Annotated in this window: 18 protein-coding genes; 3 read left to right on the top strand and 15 right to left on the bottom strand. The window is 73.1% G+C overall.

The genetic code is table 11. The features are described 5' to 3' along the window. Nucleotides 1-114 precede the first annotated feature (114 nt). The 7 genes from ABH925_RS04485 to ABH925_RS04455 all read right to left on the bottom strand — a co-directional run bounded on the left by ABH925_RS04485 (nt 115) and on the right by ABH925_RS04455 (nt 6,404). A complete protein-coding gene (locus ABH925_RS04485; RefSeq protein ID WP_370145492.1) occupies nt 115-483 on the bottom strand; it encodes a hypothetical protein in 369 nt (122 codons plus the stop codon). 83 nt (nt 484-566) lie between these two features. Next, a complete protein-coding gene (locus tag ABH925_RS04480) occupies nt 567-1,106 on the bottom strand; it encodes an arginine repressor (protein WP_370145490.1) in 540 nt (179 codons plus the stop codon). A 3-nt stretch (nt 1,107-1,109) separates the two neighbouring features. After that, nucleotides 1,110-2,315, bottom strand: coding sequence for an acetylornithine transaminase (locus ABH925_RS04475; protein WP_370145489.1), 1,206 nt, complete (start codon nt 2,313-2,315; stop codon nt 1,110-1,112). Beyond that, nucleotides 2,312-3,262 (bottom strand): acetylglutamate kinase, encoded by a 951-nt coding sequence (argB, locus tag ABH925_RS04470; RefSeq protein WP_370145487.1) that lies wholly within the window; start codon nt 3,260-3,262, stop codon nt 2,312-2,314. Before argB ends, ABH925_RS04475 begins: the two co-directional genes overlap by 4 nt. A gap of 6 nt (nt 3,263-3,268) precedes the next feature. Next, nucleotides 3,269-4,453, bottom strand: a complete 1,185-nt coding sequence (argJ, locus tag ABH925_RS04465) for a bifunctional glutamate N-acetyltransferase/amino-acid acetyltransferase ArgJ (RefSeq protein WP_370145486.1) — start codon at nt 4,451-4,453, stop codon at nt 3,269-3,271. Next, complete coding sequence (argC, locus tag ABH925_RS04460; RefSeq protein WP_370145484.1) at nt 4,450-5,502, bottom strand: N-acetyl-gamma-glutamyl-phosphate reductase; 1,053 nt, start codon at nt 5,500-5,502, stop codon at nt 4,450-4,452. The genes argJ and argC overlap by 4 nt, the downstream gene beginning before the upstream one ends. Nucleotides 5,503-5,576: 74 nt before the next feature. After that, nucleotides 5,577-6,404: an SDR family NAD(P)-dependent oxidoreductase gene (locus ABH925_RS04455; RefSeq protein ID WP_370145483.1), complete on the bottom strand. Its 828-nt coding sequence runs from the start codon at nt 6,402-6,404 to the stop codon at nt 5,577-5,579. Between the two features lie 230 nt (nt 6,405-6,634). Between ABH925_RS04455 and ABH925_RS04450 the strand changes: the two genes are divergently transcribed. Next, a complete protein-coding gene (locus ABH925_RS04450) occupies nt 6,635-7,492 on the top strand; it encodes a 3-hydroxybutyryl-CoA dehydrogenase (protein ID WP_370145482.1) in 858 nt (285 codons plus the stop codon). 133 nt (nt 7,493-7,625) lie between these two features. On the opposite strand, the gene ABH925_RS04445 is transcribed toward ABH925_RS04450, so the two are convergent. Beyond that, nucleotides 7,626-9,590: an Ig domain-containing protein gene (locus tag ABH925_RS04445; protein WP_370145481.1), complete on the bottom strand. Its 1,965-nt coding sequence runs from the start codon at nt 9,588-9,590 to the stop codon at nt 7,626-7,628. A gap of 438 nt (nt 9,591-10,028) precedes the next feature. On the opposite strand from ABH925_RS04445, the gene ABH925_RS04440 reads away from it, so the two are divergent. Further along, the gene (locus ABH925_RS04440; protein WP_370145480.1) at nt 10,029-10,361 is read left to right on the top strand and encodes a hypothetical protein; all 333 of its coding nucleotides are present in this window, start codon (nt 10,029-10,031) and stop codon (nt 10,359-10,361) included. 111 nt (nt 10,362-10,472) lie between these two features. Here ABH925_RS04440 and ABH925_RS04435 read toward each other — a convergent pair whose 3' ends face one another. From ABH925_RS04435 to ABH925_RS04415, 5 genes are all read right to left on the bottom strand, one after another. Further along, nucleotides 10,473-10,697, bottom strand: a complete 225-nt coding sequence (locus ABH925_RS04435) for a hypothetical protein (protein ID WP_370145479.1) — start codon at nt 10,695-10,697, stop codon at nt 10,473-10,475. Between the two features lie 390 nt (nt 10,698-11,087). Further along, complete coding sequence (locus ABH925_RS04430) at nt 11,088-11,459, bottom strand: hypothetical protein (protein WP_370145478.1); 372 nt, start codon at nt 11,457-11,459, stop codon at nt 11,088-11,090. 262 nt (nt 11,460-11,721) lie between these two features. Continuing rightward, entirely contained in the window at nt 11,722-12,699 is a 978-nt protein-coding gene (locus ABH925_RS04425) for a 2-dehydropantoate 2-reductase (protein ID WP_370145477.1), read from the bottom strand. Nucleotides 12,700-12,800: 101 nt separating this feature from the next. Beyond that, nucleotides 12,801-13,706, bottom strand: a complete 906-nt coding sequence (locus ABH925_RS04420) for a HipA family kinase (protein WP_370145971.1) — start codon at nt 13,704-13,706, stop codon at nt 12,801-12,803. Nucleotides 13,707-13,819: 113 nt separating this feature from the next. Further along, nucleotides 13,820-14,260, bottom strand: coding sequence for a MarR family winged helix-turn-helix transcriptional regulator (locus tag ABH925_RS04415; RefSeq protein ID WP_370145476.1), 441 nt, complete (start codon nt 14,258-14,260; stop codon nt 13,820-13,822). Between the two features lie 176 nt (nt 14,261-14,436). Between ABH925_RS04415 and ABH925_RS04410 the strand changes: the two genes are divergently transcribed. After that, nucleotides 14,437-15,219, top strand: a complete 783-nt coding sequence (locus ABH925_RS04410) for a methyltransferase domain-containing protein (protein WP_370145474.1) — start codon at nt 14,437-14,439, stop codon at nt 15,217-15,219. Between the two features lie 75 nt (nt 15,220-15,294). Here ABH925_RS04410 and ABH925_RS04405 read toward each other — a convergent pair whose 3' ends face one another. Together ABH925_RS04405 and ABH925_RS04400 are read right to left on the bottom strand one after the other, a co-directional pair. After that, complete coding sequence (locus ABH925_RS04405) at nt 15,295-16,227, bottom strand: carbohydrate kinase family protein (RefSeq protein WP_370145473.1); 933 nt, start codon at nt 16,225-16,227, stop codon at nt 15,295-15,297. Continuing rightward, on the bottom strand, nt 16,227-17,147 hold the full coding sequence (locus tag ABH925_RS04400) for a pseudouridine-5'-phosphate glycosidase (RefSeq protein ID WP_370145471.1): 921 nt from the start codon (nt 17,145-17,147) through the stop codon (nt 16,227-16,229). The genes ABH925_RS04405 and ABH925_RS04400 overlap by 1 nt, the downstream gene beginning before the upstream one ends. Between the last annotated feature and the right edge of the window lie 42 nt (nt 17,148-17,189).

Here is a 17,189-nt window from a genome sequence, read left to right as displayed (position 1 = left end):
CATGCGGTGCGGGCTTCATGCGGTGCTTGGAATAATTATGCACGCTCCCGTATGGAAATCAAACGCGAAGCGGCATGAAACGCGACGCGGCACGCGAAGCAGGACCCTGCTGCCTCAGGCGGGGTAGCGGTGGAAGGCGACCGTGGGAATGGGGAAGCCCAGCGGCTCGGGCAGCGGGATGGGCTGCCCGAACGCGCCCTTCGCATGTTCGCGCACGTCCTCGGGAATGTCCTCGCCGAGAGCGATCGCGACGTCGGGACGGGGCCGGTCGGCCGGGCCGATGGCGATGCCGCGCCCGGAGAACGCCTCGAACGGCTCGGGCACGGTCCGCACGAAGACGCGGCCCGGAACGTCATGCAGATGCGTGGCATTCGCCTGCATGACGATCCGCGAGTCCAGCAGCTCGGCCCAGGCCCCGCTCGGCAGCTCCAGCTCGTTCCACAGCCGCTGGATCTCGCGTTCCTCGTCGCCCTCGTAGCTCATGTCCCCACGCTAGTAGCGCCCACGGCCGATTCCCCGGACGGCAGATGCCGTCCGTCCGCGCGCCCGAGCCGGTGCCGACCGGGTCAGGACTGGGCCATCTGGAGGAGGCGGTCGGCGAGGGCCTGGCCGCCGGAGGGGTCGCGGCTGATGAGGAGGACGGTGTCGTCGCCGGCGATGGTGCCGATTATCTCGTGCAGGCCGGACTGGTCGATGGCGGAGGCCAGGAACTGGGCCGCGCCGGGCGGGGTGCGCAGCACCACCAGGTTGCCGGAGGCGGTGGCGGAGACCATCAGTTCGGAGGCGAGCCTGGCCAGCCTGCCCTCGTTGCCGGACTCCCCCACCGGGGCCTGCGGGGTGCGGTCCCCGCCCTCCGCCGGGACGGCGTAGATCAGCGCGCCGTCCCGGTTGCGGATCTTGACCGCGCCCAGCTCGTCCAGGTCCCGGGACAGCGTGGCCTGGGTCACCGCGAGCCCGTCGTCCGCGAGCAGTTTGGCCAACTGGCTCTGCGAGCGGATGGGCTGACGGGTCAGCAGGTCCACGATGCGACGGTGCCGGGCTGTCCGCGTCTGCGGCAGCTGGGACACCGGTCCGGTGGCGCCGGAGTCTGCGTGGGCATCGGTCATGGGTCAGGAAGCCTCTCGTACGGAGCGCAGGATGCCGGGGAGCACGGCGAGGAAGGCGTCCGCGTCCCGCTCGGTGAGGATAAGCGGCGGGGCGATCCGGACCACGTCCGGGACGGCCGCGTTGACCAGGAACCCGGCCCGCTGCGCGGCGGCCTGGACCTGCGCGGACAGCGGTCCGGTGAGCACGATGCCGAGCAGCAGACCCGCGCCCCGGACGTGGTCCACCAGCGGGTCGCCGACGGCCTCGACGCCGGTGCGCAGCCGCTCCCCCACCTTGGCGACCTGGTCCAGCAGGCCCTCGGACTCGATGGTGTCCAGGACCGCCAGCGCGGCCGCGCAGACCACCGGGTTGCCGGAGAAGGTGCTGCCGTGGTGGCCCGGGTGCAGCAGTCCGGCGGCGTCGCCGAAGGCGAGGGTCGCGCCGATCGGCAGGCCGCCGCCCAGGCCCTTGGCCAGGGTGACCACGTCCGGGTCGACCCCGTCGAAGGCCTGGTGGGCGAACCAGTGGCCGGTGCGGCCGATGCCGGTCTGGATCTCGTCCAGCACCAGCAGGGTGCCGGTGGCGCGGGTGATCTCGCGGGCCGCGCGCAGGTAGCCGGCCGGTGGCACGACCACCCCGTTCTCGCCCTGCACCGGTTCCAGGATGACCAGCGCGGTGTCGGTGGTGACCGCGGCCCGCAGCGCCTCCACGTCCCCGAACGGCACATGGGTGACGTCACCGGGCAGCGGCCGGAACGGGTCCTGCTTGCCGGGCTGGGCGGTCAGCGCCAGGGCGCCCATGGTCCGGCCGTGGAAGCCGCCCTGGGCGGAGACCATGTGGGTGCGGCCGGTGAGCCGTCCCATCTTGAAGGCGGCCTCGTTGGCCTCGGCGCCGGAGTTGGAGAAGTAGACCCGGCCGTCGGGGCGTCCGTCCAGGGCGACCAGCCGCTCCGCGAGCGTCACCGTGGTCTCGGTGAAGAAGAAGTTGGAGATGTGCCCGAGGGTGGCGATCTGCTCGCTGACGGCCGCGACGATCGCCGGGTGGGCGGTGCCGAGGGCGTTGACGGCGATGCCGCCCAAGAGGTCGGTGTAGCGCTTGCCGTCGGCGTCCCACAGGTGCACGCCCTCGCCGCGGACCAGCGGGATCCGCGGGGTGCCGAAGTTGTTCATCAGGGTGTGCTGCCAGCGGGCGGTCAGCTCCTGGCTGTTCGTCGTGCCGGCGTTCGTCATGCGAGGCCCCCGGTGATGAGCGGTTCGGTGTCGGTCTCGGCGTCGGGCACGACCATGGTGCCGATGCCCTCGTCGGTGAAGATCTCCAGCAGCAGGCTGTGCTGGACCCGCCCGTCGAGCACGCGGGCGGTGCCCACGCCCTCCCGCACGGCGCGCAGGCAGCCCTCCATCTTCGGCAGCATCCCACTGGCCAGCGTGGGCAGCATCTTCTCCAGCTCGGACGCGCTGAGCTGGCTGATCACGTCGTCGCTGGCGGGCCAGTCGGCGTAGAGGCCCTCGACGTCGGTGAGCACCACCAGCATCTCGGCGTCCAGGGCCACCGCCATCGCGGCCGCGGCGGTGTCGGCGTTGATGTTGTAGACATGGCCGTCGCCGCCGCGGGCGATCGAGGAGATGACCGGGATCCGGCCGTCCGCGAGCAGGGCGTTGACCGCGCCCGGCTCGACATGGGCGATGTCGCCGACCAGGCCGATGTCCACCGGCTCCCCGTCCACCTGGGCGTAGCGTTTGACGGCGGTCATGGTGTGGGCGTCCTCGCCGGTCATGCCGACCGCGAAGGGGCCGTGGTCGTTGAGCAGCCCGACCAGCTCGCGCTGGACCTGGCCGGCCAGCACCATCCGGACCACGTCCATGGTCTCCGGGGTGGTGACCCGCAGTCCGGCGGTGAAGGAGGACTCCAGGCCCAGCCGGTCCAGCTGGGCGCTGATCTGCGGGCCGCCGCCGTGCACGATGACCGGGCGCAGCCCGGCGTAGCGCAGGAAGACGATGTCCTGGGCGAAGGCCCGCTTCAGCGCCTCGTCGACCATGGCGTTGCCGCCGAACTTGACCACCACGGTCTTGCCGTGGAAGCGCTCCAGCCAGGGCAGCGCCTCGACCAGGGTGAGCGCCTTGGGCAACGCGGTGTTGTTGCGGGCCTGTTCGCCCTTGGGTGCGAGCTGCACGATCATCAGTCCTCAGCTGGAGTAGGCGCTGTTCTCATGGACGTAGTCGGCGGTGAGGTCGTTGGTCCAGACGGTGGCGGCGGCCGTACCCGCGTGCAGGTCGGCGGTGATCACGACCTGACGGTCCTTCATGCCGACCAGGTCGCGGTCCTCGCCGACGCTGCCGCCCCTGCAGACCCAGACGCCGTTGATGGCGACGTCGAGCGCGTCGGGGTCGAAGGCGGCGGCGGTGGTGCCGATCGCGGCGAGCACCCGGCCCCAGTTGGGGTCCTCGCCGTGGATGGCGCACTTGAGCAGGTTGTTGCGGGCGACGGTTCGGGCCACGTCGACGGCCTCGGCCTCGGTGGCGGCGTTGACCACGTCGATCCGGATGTCCTTGCTGGCGCCCTCGGCGTCGCCGACCAGCTGCAGCGCGAGGTCGGCGCAGACGGTGCGGACCGCCTCGGCGAAGTCGTCCTGGGCCGGCGTCACCCCGCTGGCGGCGGAGGCCAGCAGCAGCACGGTGTCGTTGGTGGACATGCAGCCGTCGGAGTCGACCCGGTCGAAGGTGGTCCGGGTGGCGGCGCGCAGGGCGGCGTCGGTGGCGGCGCTGTCGACGTCCGCGTCGGTGGTCAGCACCACCAGCATGGTGGCCAGGCCGGGCGCGAGCATGCCGGCGCCCTTGGCCATGCCGCCGACGGTCCAGCCGTCCCGGTGGGTCACCGCGCTGGTCTTGTGGACGGTGTCGGTGGTCTTGATGGCGATGGCGGCGGCCTCGCCGCCGTCCGCGCCGAGCGCGGCGGCGGCGGTGTCCACCCCGGTCAGCAGCAGGTCCATCGGCAGCCGGATGCCGATCAGGCCGGTGGAGGCGACGGCGACCTCGGCCGCCTCGACGCCGAGCGCGGCGGCGACCTTCTCGGCGGTGGCGTGGGTGTCCTGGAAGCCCAGCGGACCGGTGCAGGCGTTGGCGCCACCGGAGTTGAGCACCACCGCGGCCAGCCGCCCGGCCCGCAGCACCTGCTCGGACCAGAGCACCGGAGCGGCCTTGACCCGGTTGGAGGTGAAGACGCCGGCGGCGGCCCGCCCGGGACCGTCGTTGACCACCAGAGCCAGGTCGGGGGTGCCGGAGGCCTTGATCCCGGCGGTGACGCCGGCCGCGCGGAAGCCCTGGGCCGCGGTCACTCCGACGCCGGCTACAGGGGTGAGGGGGCTGGTCACGGTGCGACTCCAGTCTGCGGGAGGCCGAGCTCCTCGGGGAGGCCGAGGGCGATGTTCATGCTCTGCACGGCGCCGCCGGCCGTGCCCTTGGTGAGGTTGTCGATGGCACTGACCACGGTGATCCGCCCGACCGCGGGATCGAGCGCCACCTGCACCAGGGCGTGGTTGGAGCCCAGCACGGCAGCGGTGGACGGCCACTGACCCTCCGGGAGCAGGTGCGCGAAGGGCTCGTCGGCGTAGTGGGCGGTGTAGGCGGCGCGGACCTGTTCGGCGGTCACGCCCGGCCTGGCCCTGACGCTGCAGGTGGCCAGGATGCCCCGGGACATCGGCGCGAGGGTGGGGGTGAACGAGACCGCGACCCGCTCCCCGGCGACCGCGCTCAGGTTCTGGGTCATCTCCGGGGTGTGCCGGTGCACGCCGCCGACCCCGTACGGGCTCATGCTGCCCATGACCTCGCTGCCGAGCAGGTGGGTCTTCGCGGCCTTGCCCGCGCCGGAGGTGCCGGAGGCCGCGACGACGACCGCCTCGGGCTCGGCGAGTCCGGCCGCGTAGGCGGGGATCAGCGCCAGGGTGACGGCGGTGGGGTAGCAGCCGGGGACGGCGATGCGCTTGCTGCCCTTGAGCGCCTCGCGCGCCCCGGGCAGCTCCGGCAGACCGTACGGCCAGGTGCCGGCGTGGGGGCTGCCGTAGAAGGTCTCCCAGTCGGCCGGGTCGTTCAGCCGGAAGTCCGCCCCGCAGTCGACGACCAGCACCTCGTCGCCGAGCTGCTCGGCGACGGCGGCGGACTGGCCGTGCGGCAGACCGAGGAACACCACGTCGTGCCCGGCCAGCGCCTCCTGGCTGGTGGGCTGCAGTACCCGGTCGGCCAGCGGCAGCAGATGGGGCTGGAGCTCGCCCAGGCGGGTGCCGGCGTTGCCGCCGCCGGTGAGCGCGCCGATCTCGATCCGGGGGTGGTTCAGCAGCAGGCGCAGCACCTCGCCCCCCGCGTAGCCGCTCGCCCCTGCCACCGCTGCTCTGAACGTCGTGCCGGCCCCAGGCGGGAATGCCATGACTCCTCCTCCGTCGGGATAACTATACGAAGGAAGGCACATTCATGCAATCAGACATCGTCGGACAGGCGTCGTCAGGCGTGCGAGCGCAGCGGGTCCCCGGGCCCGTAGGGGCGCAGCCGCAGGGTCCGGGCGTCGAACTCGCTGATCGCCCCGGCCTGCTCCAGCAGTTCGCCGATGTTGTCCTGGCCCAGGTGCAGGAACCGGCCGTGCAGCAGGTCCAGCCGCCCGCGCGCCGCGTCCACCACGGTGGAGACCAGCAGCGGGATGCTGCCCCAGTGCACCATGTCGGAAAACATCGGCATGCCCGCGGTCATCTCGGTGGCCACCGCCCCCGGACTGACGTCCAGCACGGTCACCCCGTGCGGCCGCAGCGGACCGGCCACGTTGTCGCTGAGCCGCAGCAGCGCGGCCTTGGACGTCGCGTACGCGGAGTAGCGCCACTCCGGGCGCAGCGCGAAGCCCGAGTTCAGGTTCACCACCCGCCCGCGCTGGCGTTCGACCATGCCCGGCAGCACCGAGCGCATCAGGTTGAACGGGCCGCGCAGATTGGTCTCCACCACGGACCACCACTGCGCGGCGTCCGCCTCCCACAGCGGCACCTCGGCCCGGTCGACCTGGCCGGCGTTGTTGACCAGCAGATCCACCGGCCCCAGGTCGCGCTCCACGCTGCGCACCGCCTCGCGTACCGCGCCGGGGTGCGTGACGTCCGCCACCACGGCGACGCAGCGGACCCCGTGCCGGGCGCAGGACCGCAGGGTGTCGGTCAGCGTCTCCCGGTGCCGGCCGAGCACGCCGAGGTGCATCCCCTCCTCGGCCAGGCCGAGTGCGATCTCCCGTCCGATGCCCCGTCCGGCGCCGGTGACCAGCGCGACCTGTCCCTCCAGGGTCCGCAGCGTCATCCTCGGTCCTTCCCGCCGGGCCGTCCGCACGGGCACCGCCCGGCCGGCCGTCGAAGAGCCGTGGACCGGCCCGCGGTCCATTCTTGATCGCCTCCGCCCGGCTCCGGGCGCGGACACGCGGACGGCGGGGAGGTAACGTCGGGGCGGCGCCGTCGCCGGCCGGTCACCCGGCGGGCGCGCAGCACAACAGCACCGTTCCACGACAGCACCGTTCTAAGGACAGACACAGGGTGAACGACATCGCGCGAGTAGGGGTCGTCGGCTGCGGCCTGATGGGGTCGGGAATCGCGGAGGTGTTCGCCCGGGCAGGCCTGGACGTCAGAGTCTCCGAGGCGAGCGGCGAGGCCCTGGAGCTGGGCCGGACCCGGCTGACCGGTTCGCTGGACACCGCGGTGCGCCGGGGCAAGCTCACCGAGGAGCAGCGCGACGAGGCGCTGGCCCGGATCTCCTTCACCACCCAGCTCGCCGACTTCGCCGACCGCGACATGGTCATCGAGGCCGTCGCGGAGCGCGAGGACGTCAAGGTCGCGATCTTCCAGACGCTGGACCAGGTCGTCGAGCGCCGCGACGCGATCCTGGCCTCCAACACCTCGTCGATCCCGATCGTGAAGCTCGCCTCGGCGACCTCGCGCCCCGAGCAGGTGCTGGGCGTGCACTTCTTCAACCCGGCCCCGGTGCAGAAGCTGGTGGAGATCATCCCCACGCTGACCACCTCCGCCGAGACGGTGGCCCGCGCCGAGGCCTTCGCCCGGGAGACCCTCGCCAAGGACCCGATCCGCGCCCGCGACCGGGCCGGCTTCGTGGTGAACGCGCTGCTGGTGCCCTACCTGCTGTCCGCCGTCCGGATGTTCGAGTCGGGCGTGGCCACGGCCGAGGACATCGACAAGGGCATGGAGGCCGGCTGCGCCCACCCGATGGGCCCGCTGCGGCTGTGCGACCTGATCGGCCTGGACACCATCGTCTCCATCGCCGAGTCGATGTACCACGAGTACAAGGAGCCGCTGTACGCGGCGCCGCCGCTGCTGCAGCGCATGGTCGACGCCGGCCTCCTCGGCCGCAAGTCCGGCCGCGGCTTCTACCAGTACTGACGCCTCCCCGCGCGGAGAGCGGGAAACCGCCTCCCGGGCGGACCTTGTGGGTCCGGCCCGGGAGGCGGCGCGCGGGTCGCCGGGTACGGCGACTGGCCGAAGAACTGCGGCGCTCGGCCGGCGGGGCCGGAGGTCAGCTGAGGCGCAGTGAGGTGTCGTCGATCAGGAACGCGGTGGCGGCGCCGCCGGTCTCGTGCGAGGTGAACCTGACGATCACCGTGGAGCCGAACTCCTTGGCCACGTACGGCGTCAGGTCGATGCTGACCGGCACGTAGCCGGAGCTCGCGTCGGCGTTGGTCCAGGTCTTCAGCGTCGCGATCGGCTTGCCGGAGTACTGGTCGTCGAGCTCCAGGGTGAGGGTGTCCGGCGACTGGGCCGAGGTGTTGGTGGAGTCGACGTGCAGCCAGAAGGACAGGCTCGCGTGGGTGTAGCCGGGGGTGGTCTCCACGCCCTGGCTCAGGCTGTCGTCGGTCGCGGCGCTGTGGCCGAGCCAGGCGTAGCCCTGGCCGGAGCGGGCGGCGTGCGCGGTCGACTGGGTGATGATGCCGGGCGATGACTGGCTCCACCAGCCCGGGTAGTTGCCCTTGGCGTCGGTCGGGACCTCGAAGCCGGGGTCCACGATCTGCTCGATGCCCAGGCACCCGTACTGGCCGGTGCTGAAGCCGCCGAGCCAGAACTGCGTGGACGCCCGGTTCCCGGCCCCGTCCCGCACGGTGACCGTGACCGAGCGGTACCCGCGCTGCCCGGTGCGGCCGTGGATCACGCCGGTACGGCGGTCGATGGTCATTCCCCTGGGCAGCCCGGTCGCCGAGTAGGTCAGCGACCTGCGGTTCGACGCCGTGTCGGAGGCGATCACCGGAACGGAGACCTCACCGCCGAGGCGGACGGTGCGGTCGCACAGCGTGCTCACCACCAGCGGCTGGTTGGCGACCACGGGATGCGATCCCGAGCAGGTGTGCTGGTCGTTGGACCAGGTCGTCTGCACGGCGAAGTCACCGGTGGCGAGCTGCAGGTTGAACAGACCGCCCGGAGTGCCCTCGGTGATCCAGGCGCACTTGTCGCCGTTCTCCTGGCCGGCCGGGTCGATCCAGCCGCCCATGGCGTTCTGGTCGGTGATGGTCTCGGCGTACTCGTGGCCGCCCAGGATGCTCCAGCCGTCGAGCCGGCCGCGCGGCCCGGGGTTGATCCAGTTGGTTCCGCAGTACTTGTAGTCCGTCAGATACGGCATGATCGTGTAGGCCAGGGTGCCGTAGCTGGACCGCTCGAAGGTGTGCCAGGCGCACCAGCTGTCCAGCTCGTGCCAGTGGTCCGGGTCCATCCCCTGCGCGGTGGTGACCACGTACTGGACGTTGCGGTTCTGCGCCGCCGTGGTGTTGCCGAAGTGCTTGGCGGCCGCGGCCGCCTCGGCGGCGATCTGCGGTTCGGTGGCGGCCTGCGGAGCGGCGGTGGAGTTGTCCACCCAGACGCCGGCCAGCGCGTCACCGTGCGGCGCGCCGACATGCGGAGCCCCCGCCGGGCAGTTGGTGGAGCCGGTGCTGACGCTCTCGCAGTACTGGGTCATGACGCCGCTCCAGGCGTCGTTCTTGGTCCCCAGGCCCTTGAAGAAGGACTGCTGGTAGGGCGCCGCGCTGTCCGGGTCGTTGGAGAGCGTGGTGTTGCCGTCGGCGTCCTTGCCCGCGGTGCCCCACTGGGAACCCCAGTAGATGACGTAGACCTTGGGCGGTCCCGAGGTGACGCCCACCGAGTCCTGACCGCCGTTGTAGGCGAGGTTCGGCTGGCCGTTGTTGACGGGGACGATGCTGCCTGAGGTGTTCGGGGACGCCGCGACACTGCCGCCGGCGCCCTTGCCCTGGGCCGCCTGGGCCGCGGTGCGGGCGTCGAGGGCGGCGTGCGGGCGTCCGGGCTGGATCTGCACCCAGCTGCCGTGGGTCTGCACCCAGCCGGCCGAGGCGGGATGGGCGTCGACCGGGGCGGCGGCGGCCGCACCGGTCGTCCCGCCGACGCCGGCAAGGGCGCCGACGGCGAGGGCCAGGGTGGCGAGCTGGGCCGTGAGTACGCTCAACGCCCGGCGGCGCGGGCGCGACGGTACTGCGGTCACAGGTGTTCCTTTCGATGAGTGCGGGTGCCGTGTGAGCAGTACCATTGCATATGTCACGCATGAGATTGCTATATGCGTTCGGTAAAGAAATCACCCAGCGGGAGCGGGGCGCCCCGAACCCCCCGACCAGTGGGCCCGCCGGCCCACGGACACCGTCGCGAAAGACCACGCCAGGACGGTGATGCACCGTCACATCACTGACGTCCCAAGGACACAACCCCGCCGATCGGCGGGAAAACCACACCCGACCGGCGGGCCGGCCAGAAGGCGGGAACGACGGCCGCCACCCGGCCGGATCGATCGCGCGGACCCTGACGGCTCCGGCGGCCCGCCGCCCGAACCCGTGGAGCTCAGCCGCGTGCCGGCAGGCGACGATCGGGCCGGGTGCTGTCGCACCGTGGACAGGCGGGTGGGCGGGGGCGGTGGCACGGTGGAAGCATGACTAGTGACCCGATCCTGCAGAGCCTGGCCCTCGCCGCGGCGGCGAAGGGCGAGCCCGGAGGGGAAGTCGTGCGACTGGTCGCGGACGGCGTCGTCTGGCAGGGCCGGCTGATCGGCCCCGCCGCCTGGGCGGACGTCGTCGCGTCGGTACCGTCCGAGGGAGACGTGTTCGCCGACCTCGGTGAGGACAGCGGCGCGGACACGCCCGCGTTCCTGCACTTCGCGACGGCGTCCTTCCTCGCGGGCGGGGAGTGGCACCGCGCCCGCGGCGTGCGGATCGCCGTCCGATCGGTCAGCGCGTGGTGGCGCCACCTCAACGACGAGGGCTGACCCGGCGGCGCGCGGTCAGAACGCGACGCGACGCGCGGTCAGGACCCGACACGCAGCGCGGTCAGGACCGGCCCTCTGGGCCGCTCGTCAGGACGGGCCCCTGGCCGCTCGTCAGGACCAGACCTCGGGGCCGCCGCCGCGCCATTCGACGATGGTGGGGTCAAGTTCCACCCATTCGGACAGCCCGGCCATCTTCATCAGCTGCTCGACGTCCGCGAAGGACTCCGCCACGGCGACCACGTTGCGTCCGATCTGGACCCGCCGCCCCAGCCCGTCGTCCTCGTACTGGACGCCCCAGATGATGACCAGGGGTTCCGGTGTGTAGGTGTCGTTCATGCCAACCACCTTCCGTCCGTCTGTCCGCCCGTGCACGCGGAAGCCCCCTGCTCGTCACAGGGGGCTCCGTTGCGCCGGGGAGAAGAGCACCCGACCGTCCTCACGACCAGCCCTGATCGTCGAGCGACTCCTTCATCCTCGGCCGGGCCCGGCACAGAGGCAAGGTAGGTGCGCCGAACGGGTGGCGCGGCACGGCGCGTGAAGGTTGTGTGATGGCCCCACCCGAGATCTCGCGATGGTGCAGACTCGGTTCCGGAAGACACGCCCGGCCCCGCAGCGTCCCCCCGACTGCGGGGCCGACGCGTGTCCGCACCGTGCGCCGGCCCGGATCCTGCGGCATCCGGTGGCTCCCCTGAACTGTCCGGCACCGCCGCATACTTGGGGAGACTGCTACGGCCCGCGGTTCACCACCTGCTCGCGCTTCAGCACCGTGCAGAGCAGGTTGACCGGGGCGGTGGGGTTCTGGCGCTGGGTGAAGGCGAACCGGGTGCCGTCGACATCGGCGCAGGTGTCCAGGTCACCGGTGTGCGGGAACACCTGCGTGATCTCGTACTGCGCGGCGGCGTCGGTGCAGGCCACGACGCGCGCGGTGCCGCCGGCCCGGGGGACCCCCTGCTGCGTGACGCAGTCGCCCTGCCTCGGGGCGCTCAGCGGCGGGTTGGGCGCCGGAGCGACGCGCTGGGCGGCGAGGTGCGCGCCTCCGTAGCCGGCGGCGAACACGACCACCAGACCGAGCAGCACCGCCAGGACGGTCCGAGGCACGGTCCAGTAGCCGGTGGCACGGCCGCCCGAGGCGCTCGGCGGCGGTGACGCCGGTGTCGGCGGTCCAGGCGGTGGTGGGGACGGCGGCGGCGGGGACGGCGGTGTTGGCGTTGACGGTGGCATCGGTCACCACCCCCCTTCGGGTCGCTGCACCCTCCCAGTGTGCGGGGCACGGCCCGGGGCGGCGAGCCGGCGCCCGGACGGATCGGGCCGCTCCGGCACGGTCCGTGGCAGGCGGGTCAGCCAGTCAGCCGGCAGCCGGTCAGTCCAGGCCGCGCACCCGGGCGCTGAGGCGGGTGAGACCGAGCAGCCCGTCGATGCTGGGCGTCGGCACGCCGACGATGGTGCCGATCTCGCGCACGGCGCCGACCAGGGCGTCGAGTTCGAGCCGGCGGCCGGCCTCGGCGTCCTGCAGCATGGAGGTCCGGAACGGGCCCAGCTTGCGGGAGACCTCGCTGCGGTCCTCGGGGCTCTCGGCGATGGGGCAGCCGATCCGGGTGCCGATCTCGGCGGCCTCGCGCATCGCGGCGTAGCAGAACGCCATCACCAGCTCGTCGGAGAGGATCTGGTCGCCGGTCGCGCCGGTGAGGGCGGAGACCGGGTTCAGGGTCATGTTGCCCCAGAGCTTGTACCAGACGTCCTTGTGGATCTCCGCCGACACGGTCGCGTCGAAGCCTGCGGTACGCAGCAGCTCGGCCAGCTCGCGGACCCGCGCGGTCTCCCCCGCCAGCGGCTCGCCGAGGATCAGACCGGCGCCGCTGTAGTGCCGGGTCAGGCCGGGTTCGGGCGAACTGCTGCTGATGTGCGCGACACAGCCGATGGTGTTCCGGGTCGGTACGGTCGCGGCGATCCGGCCGTCGGGGTCGACCGCGTCCAGCCTGCGGCCCTCGCAGGGGCCGCCGAAGCCGTCGAAGAACCACCAGGGCACCCCGTTGACGGCCGCGACCACGGCGGTGTCCGGGCCGACCAGCGGGGCGAGCGAGTCCAGCGCGCCGGGCAGTGAGTGCGCCTTCACCGCCAGCACGACGACATCCTGCACGCCGAGCTCCGACGCGTCGTCAGTCGCCCGGACCGGCGCGGTCGTCAGCGTGCCGTCGGCGGACTCCAGCCGCCAGCCGTGCTTGCGCAGCGACTCCAGCGTGGCGCCGCGCGCCAGCGCGGACGTCTCCACCCCGGAGGCGGCAAGCCGCGTTCCGACGAACCCGCCTATGGCTCCGGCGCCCAGCACACAGATACGCATGGGACGACGCTAACCCACCGGTGTCCCGCCCGGTCAAGCCACCCCTGCGGCAGCCCCGCACGACAGCCGACCCACGCGACACGGCCGTCCGCGCCGCGGGGTCAGCCCCTGACGTGCTGGAGCCAGGCGGGGCGGCCGGCCTTGGTCGCGGCCAGGCGGCGGGCCTCGCGTTCGGCCAGCTCCGCCGGGCCGGCGAAGCCGTCCGGGAGCCACTCCGCGGAGCGGGCGACGCGGGCCAGCAGATGCGCGACGTACGCCTCCCGCTGGTGCTCCGGCGACTCCAGGCCGGGCTCGGCGGCCAGCCACTCGTCCGGGACCAGCCCGACCACCTCGGTCAGCAGCTCCCTGGTGACCAGCGGCGCGAGCCGCCTGTCCGCGCCGGCCACGTCCGGCGCGTAGCCGCCGAGCGCGTGTTCGGCCATCGGGTAGCGCTTGGCGACCGCGTCGGCGGCGCCGGACCAGCGGTGGTGGAAGACCAGCGCCGCGCCGTGGTCGACCAGCCAGAGTCCGCCGTGCCAGACCATCAGGTTGGGGCTGTGCACGGTGCGGTCGACGTTGCCCACCAGGGCGTCGAACCAGACCACCCGCCCGGCCTCGGCCGGGGACAGGTCCACGTCCCTGGCCACTCGCGGGGCGAAGTCGCGGGCACCGGGCAGGTAGTCCATGCCCAGGTTGAGTCCGACGCTGGCCCGCAGCAGGTCCTGCACCTCCTCGTCCGGCTCGTGCGCCGCGACCTGCGGGTCGAACCGGACCCGCACCAGCTCGGGCACGCGCAGGCCGAGCCGGCGTCCCAGCTCGCCGACGACGACCTCGGCCACCAGGGCCTTGCGCCCCTGCGCGGCCCCGTGGAACTTCACCACGTAGGTACCCAGGTCGTCGGTCTCGATGACGCCGGGCAGCGAACCGCCCGCCCGCAGCGGCATGAGGTAGCGCAGCGCGGTCACCTCCGGCAGCTGCGGCTTCCGAGGCTGCGACTGATCCGGCTTCGACCGCGCGTCCTGTGCCATCCGTGCCGCCTCTCGTCCGGTCCGGGCCGGCGGCGCGCCCCAGAAGCCGCCGCCGAGCATGTACTCCACCGTCCGCCACTGCGCGGCGCCGGACGCCCCCAGGAGCTCAACCACTACGGCGGCCCCCCGATTCCGGGGAGGGTGGCCAGCAGCGCGGTGAGCTGGTCCAGCCCGCCGCCGCGCCGGCGTTCGGCCGCGAACAGGTCCTCGGCGACCTCCTCCGCGGTCAGAGTCATCTCCGCCAGCCGTTCGCGCCCGGTGGCGGTCAGCGCCGCGTAGGCGACCCGGGCGTCGCGCGGGTCGGGCTCGCGCACGACCAGACCGATCCGCTCCAGCGGGATCAGCCCCCGGGTGACTCCCGAAGCGGAGAGCCCCAGCGCCTGCGCCAGGTCGACCCGCCGCATCCGGCCGCCCTCCGCCGCCCCGAGCTGGAGCAGCACCATCAGGTCGGCGAAGCTCACCCCGTGCAGGCTGGACAGCCGGGCGTCGAAGCGCTTCACCAGCGCCGTCTGCGCCCGCACCAGTCGCAGGGTGACCTCAAGGGCATCGTTCATACGATCCACCGTAGCAGATACTTGAGCACTCAAGGAGTTATGGACCATTGACCCGCACCCCTACCCCTGGGGCAGAATGCGGCACAACGCGACTGGCGGCACCAGGGTGGAAGCGACCACCGGGGAGCAGTCGAGCGGAGGCCGACCGCCTGGGCCCCGCCGAGAATCGAGCCGCCATGAGCACGTTCTCCGACGTCGACGCCAGCGCCCGTCCGCAGGAGCTGATCGCCTACCTGGACCACGCCCACCATGGCCTGCAGGCTCCCAAGCTGCGCCTCGAACAGGGGCTGGCCGTGCAGCACGGTGCGCTCGTCCTGGATCTCGGCTGCGGCACCGGCCATGAACTCGCCCGCCTCGAAGCGGGCGGCGCCGTCGCCGTCGGCATCGACGCCAGCACGGTGATGCTGCACGCCGGGCTGGCCCGGCTGACCGACAAGGGCCTTCCCGCGCGGCTGGCCCAGGCGGACGCGGCGCGGCTCCCCTTCGGCGCGGCCGCCTTCGACGCCTGCCGGATCGAGCGGGTACTGCAGCATGTCGCCGACCCGGCCGCCGTACTCGCCGAGGCCCGACGGGTGCTGCGCCCCGGCGGCACGCTGGCGGTCTGCGAGCCGGACTGGAGCTCCTTCACCATCGCCTCCGCCGACCCGGAGACGGCGGCGGCGGTCGCCGGCCAGGTCGGCGCGCAGATCGCGCACCGCGCCGTCGGCCGCGACCTGCGCCGGCTGCTGGTCGCCGCCGGGTTCACCGAGGTACGCGTCGAGGTCGAACTCGCCGTCTACGCCTCACTGGAGGAGCTCTCCCCGATCATCTCCCTGCCGCACGCGGCCGAACGGGCCCGCGACACCGGCCGGATCAGTCCCGCCCAGGCGGACCACTGGCTCGCCGAGCAGTCCGCACTCTCCGCCGACGGCGGGTTCCACGCCACGCTCAACCGCTCGGTCCTCGCCTGGGCCCGCTAGCAAAGGCAGACGAGGTACCAGCTCACTACCTGGCAGCGCAGTTCCCCGCGCCCCTGTTGTGGTACCTCGCTTGCCTCAAGTACCGGCCGAGCCCACCGCCGGTCGGCCCCCCACAACGCTCACCGCCTCCGCGCCGCCGCGGCACCCCGCCACCGCCGCTGCCAGCGCCGTGCTCCCGGCCAGGGCCGCGGCGAGGTAGCCGCCGGCGAAGGCGTCGCCCGCCCCCGTCGTGTCCTGCACCGGCCCCCGCGGCGCGGGCACCACACCGAGCAGGCTGCCGTCCTCGGCGAGCAGCACGCCGTCCGCGCCGAGCTTCAGCGCGACCAAGCAGCCCCAGTCGGCACTCAGCGCGCACGCGGCCTGCTCCGGATTCCGTCGGTCCGTCAGCATCCGTGCCTCGTCCAGGTTCGGGAAGAGCAGGTCCACGCCGCCGAGCTGCTCCAGCAGGCGCCGGAAGCGCGGCACGCCGAACTCGTGCAGGAAGCCCGTCGACGCGGGGTCGAGGCTCACACCGAGACCCCGTGCCCGGGCGCGCCCCACCGCGAGCGCGGCCAGCGCCCGCCCGGCCTCGGTGAAGAGCAGATACCCGGACAGGTGCAGCCGGGCGACTCCGTCGAGCAGCGCGTCGTCCCAGTCGGACGGTCCCAGCGCGCCGCTCGCGCCCCGGTCGGTGACCATGGTGCGCTCCCCCGCCGCGTCCACCAGGGCGATCACCACCGCCGTCGGCCGCACCGGGTCGATCCGCAGGATCGGGCGGACTCCCACGTCCGCAAGCGCCTCGCGGTGCCAGGAGGCCGAGTCCGCGCCCACCCGTGCCAGCAGCCGCACGTCCGCACCGGCGCGGGCGGCCCAGGCGGCCGTGTTGGCGGCCGAGCCGCCGGGACGCACGGCGATCCTGGCGCTGGTGTCGGTGTCCGGCGCGAGTGGCTTGCCGTGCAGCGCGACGACGTCGGTGACCAGGTCGCCGACGACCAGCAACCCGCTGACCGCCAACCCGCCGCCGGCCATCAGTCCGCCGCCGCGTCGCAGCAGGCGATCCGCGCCGCGAGCGCGGCGTTGCCGCGCACCGCGGCCAGGTTGGCCTCCAGCGAGGCACCGTGCGTGTGCTCGACGAGGTATCCCAGCAGGTACGGGGTGACGGCCTGGCCGGTGACGCCGTCGCGTCCGGCCGCGAGCAGCGCCTCGGCCAGGACCCGGTCGTGCAGGGCCGGGTCGAGCTGCCGGTCCTCCGGCACCGGATTGGCCACGATCAGCGCCGAGTGCAGGCCCCCGAGCTGCTGCTGCGCCCGCATCGCCGCCGCGACCTGCTCCGGGGTGTCCAGCGTCCAGTCCACCGGCTGCCCGGAACCACGCAGGTAGAAACCGGGGAACTCGGCGGTGCGGTAGCCGATGACGCCCACGCTCAGCGTCTCCAGCCGCTGCAGGGTGGCCGGGACGTCCAGGATGGACTTCACCCCCGCGCAGACCACCGTGATCCGGGTACGGGCGAGCAGTCCGAGGTCGGCGGACTCGTCCTGGCTGGTCGCCCAGTCGCGGTGGACCCCGCCCAGGCCGCCGGTGGCGAAGACGGAGATTCCGGCGGACTGCGCCAGGAAGGCGGTGGCGGAGACCGTGGTCGCGCCGCTGGCACCGGTGGCGACGGCCGGGGCGAGGTCGCGGAAACCCAGCTTGCGCAGCCCGTCCTCGTTGGCGATCCGCTCCAGCTGCCGCTTGTCCAGGCCGACCCTGGCCCGGCCGTCGAGCACGGCGATGGTCGCGGGCACGGCCCCGCCCGCGCGGACGATCGCCTCCAGCTCCTGCGCCAGCTCCAGGTTCCGGGGACGCGGCAGGCCGTGCGAGATGATGGTGGATTCCAGGGCGACCACGGGCCGGCCGGCGGCCACCGCCTCCTGGACCTCGTCGGAGAGCTGGATCGGGCTGTCGGGCATGGGCGCGTTCGACCTCCTGGAGCACAGACGGCACAGCGTGCC

Source organism: Streptacidiphilus sp. EB129 (genome assembly GCF_041262645.1).
Lineage (GTDB): Bacteria > Actinomycetota > Actinomycetes > Streptomycetales > Streptomycetaceae > Streptacidiphilus.
The sequence above is the reverse complement of the archived record's forward strand: the minus strand, read 5'-3'. Positions and strand labels throughout refer to the sequence as shown.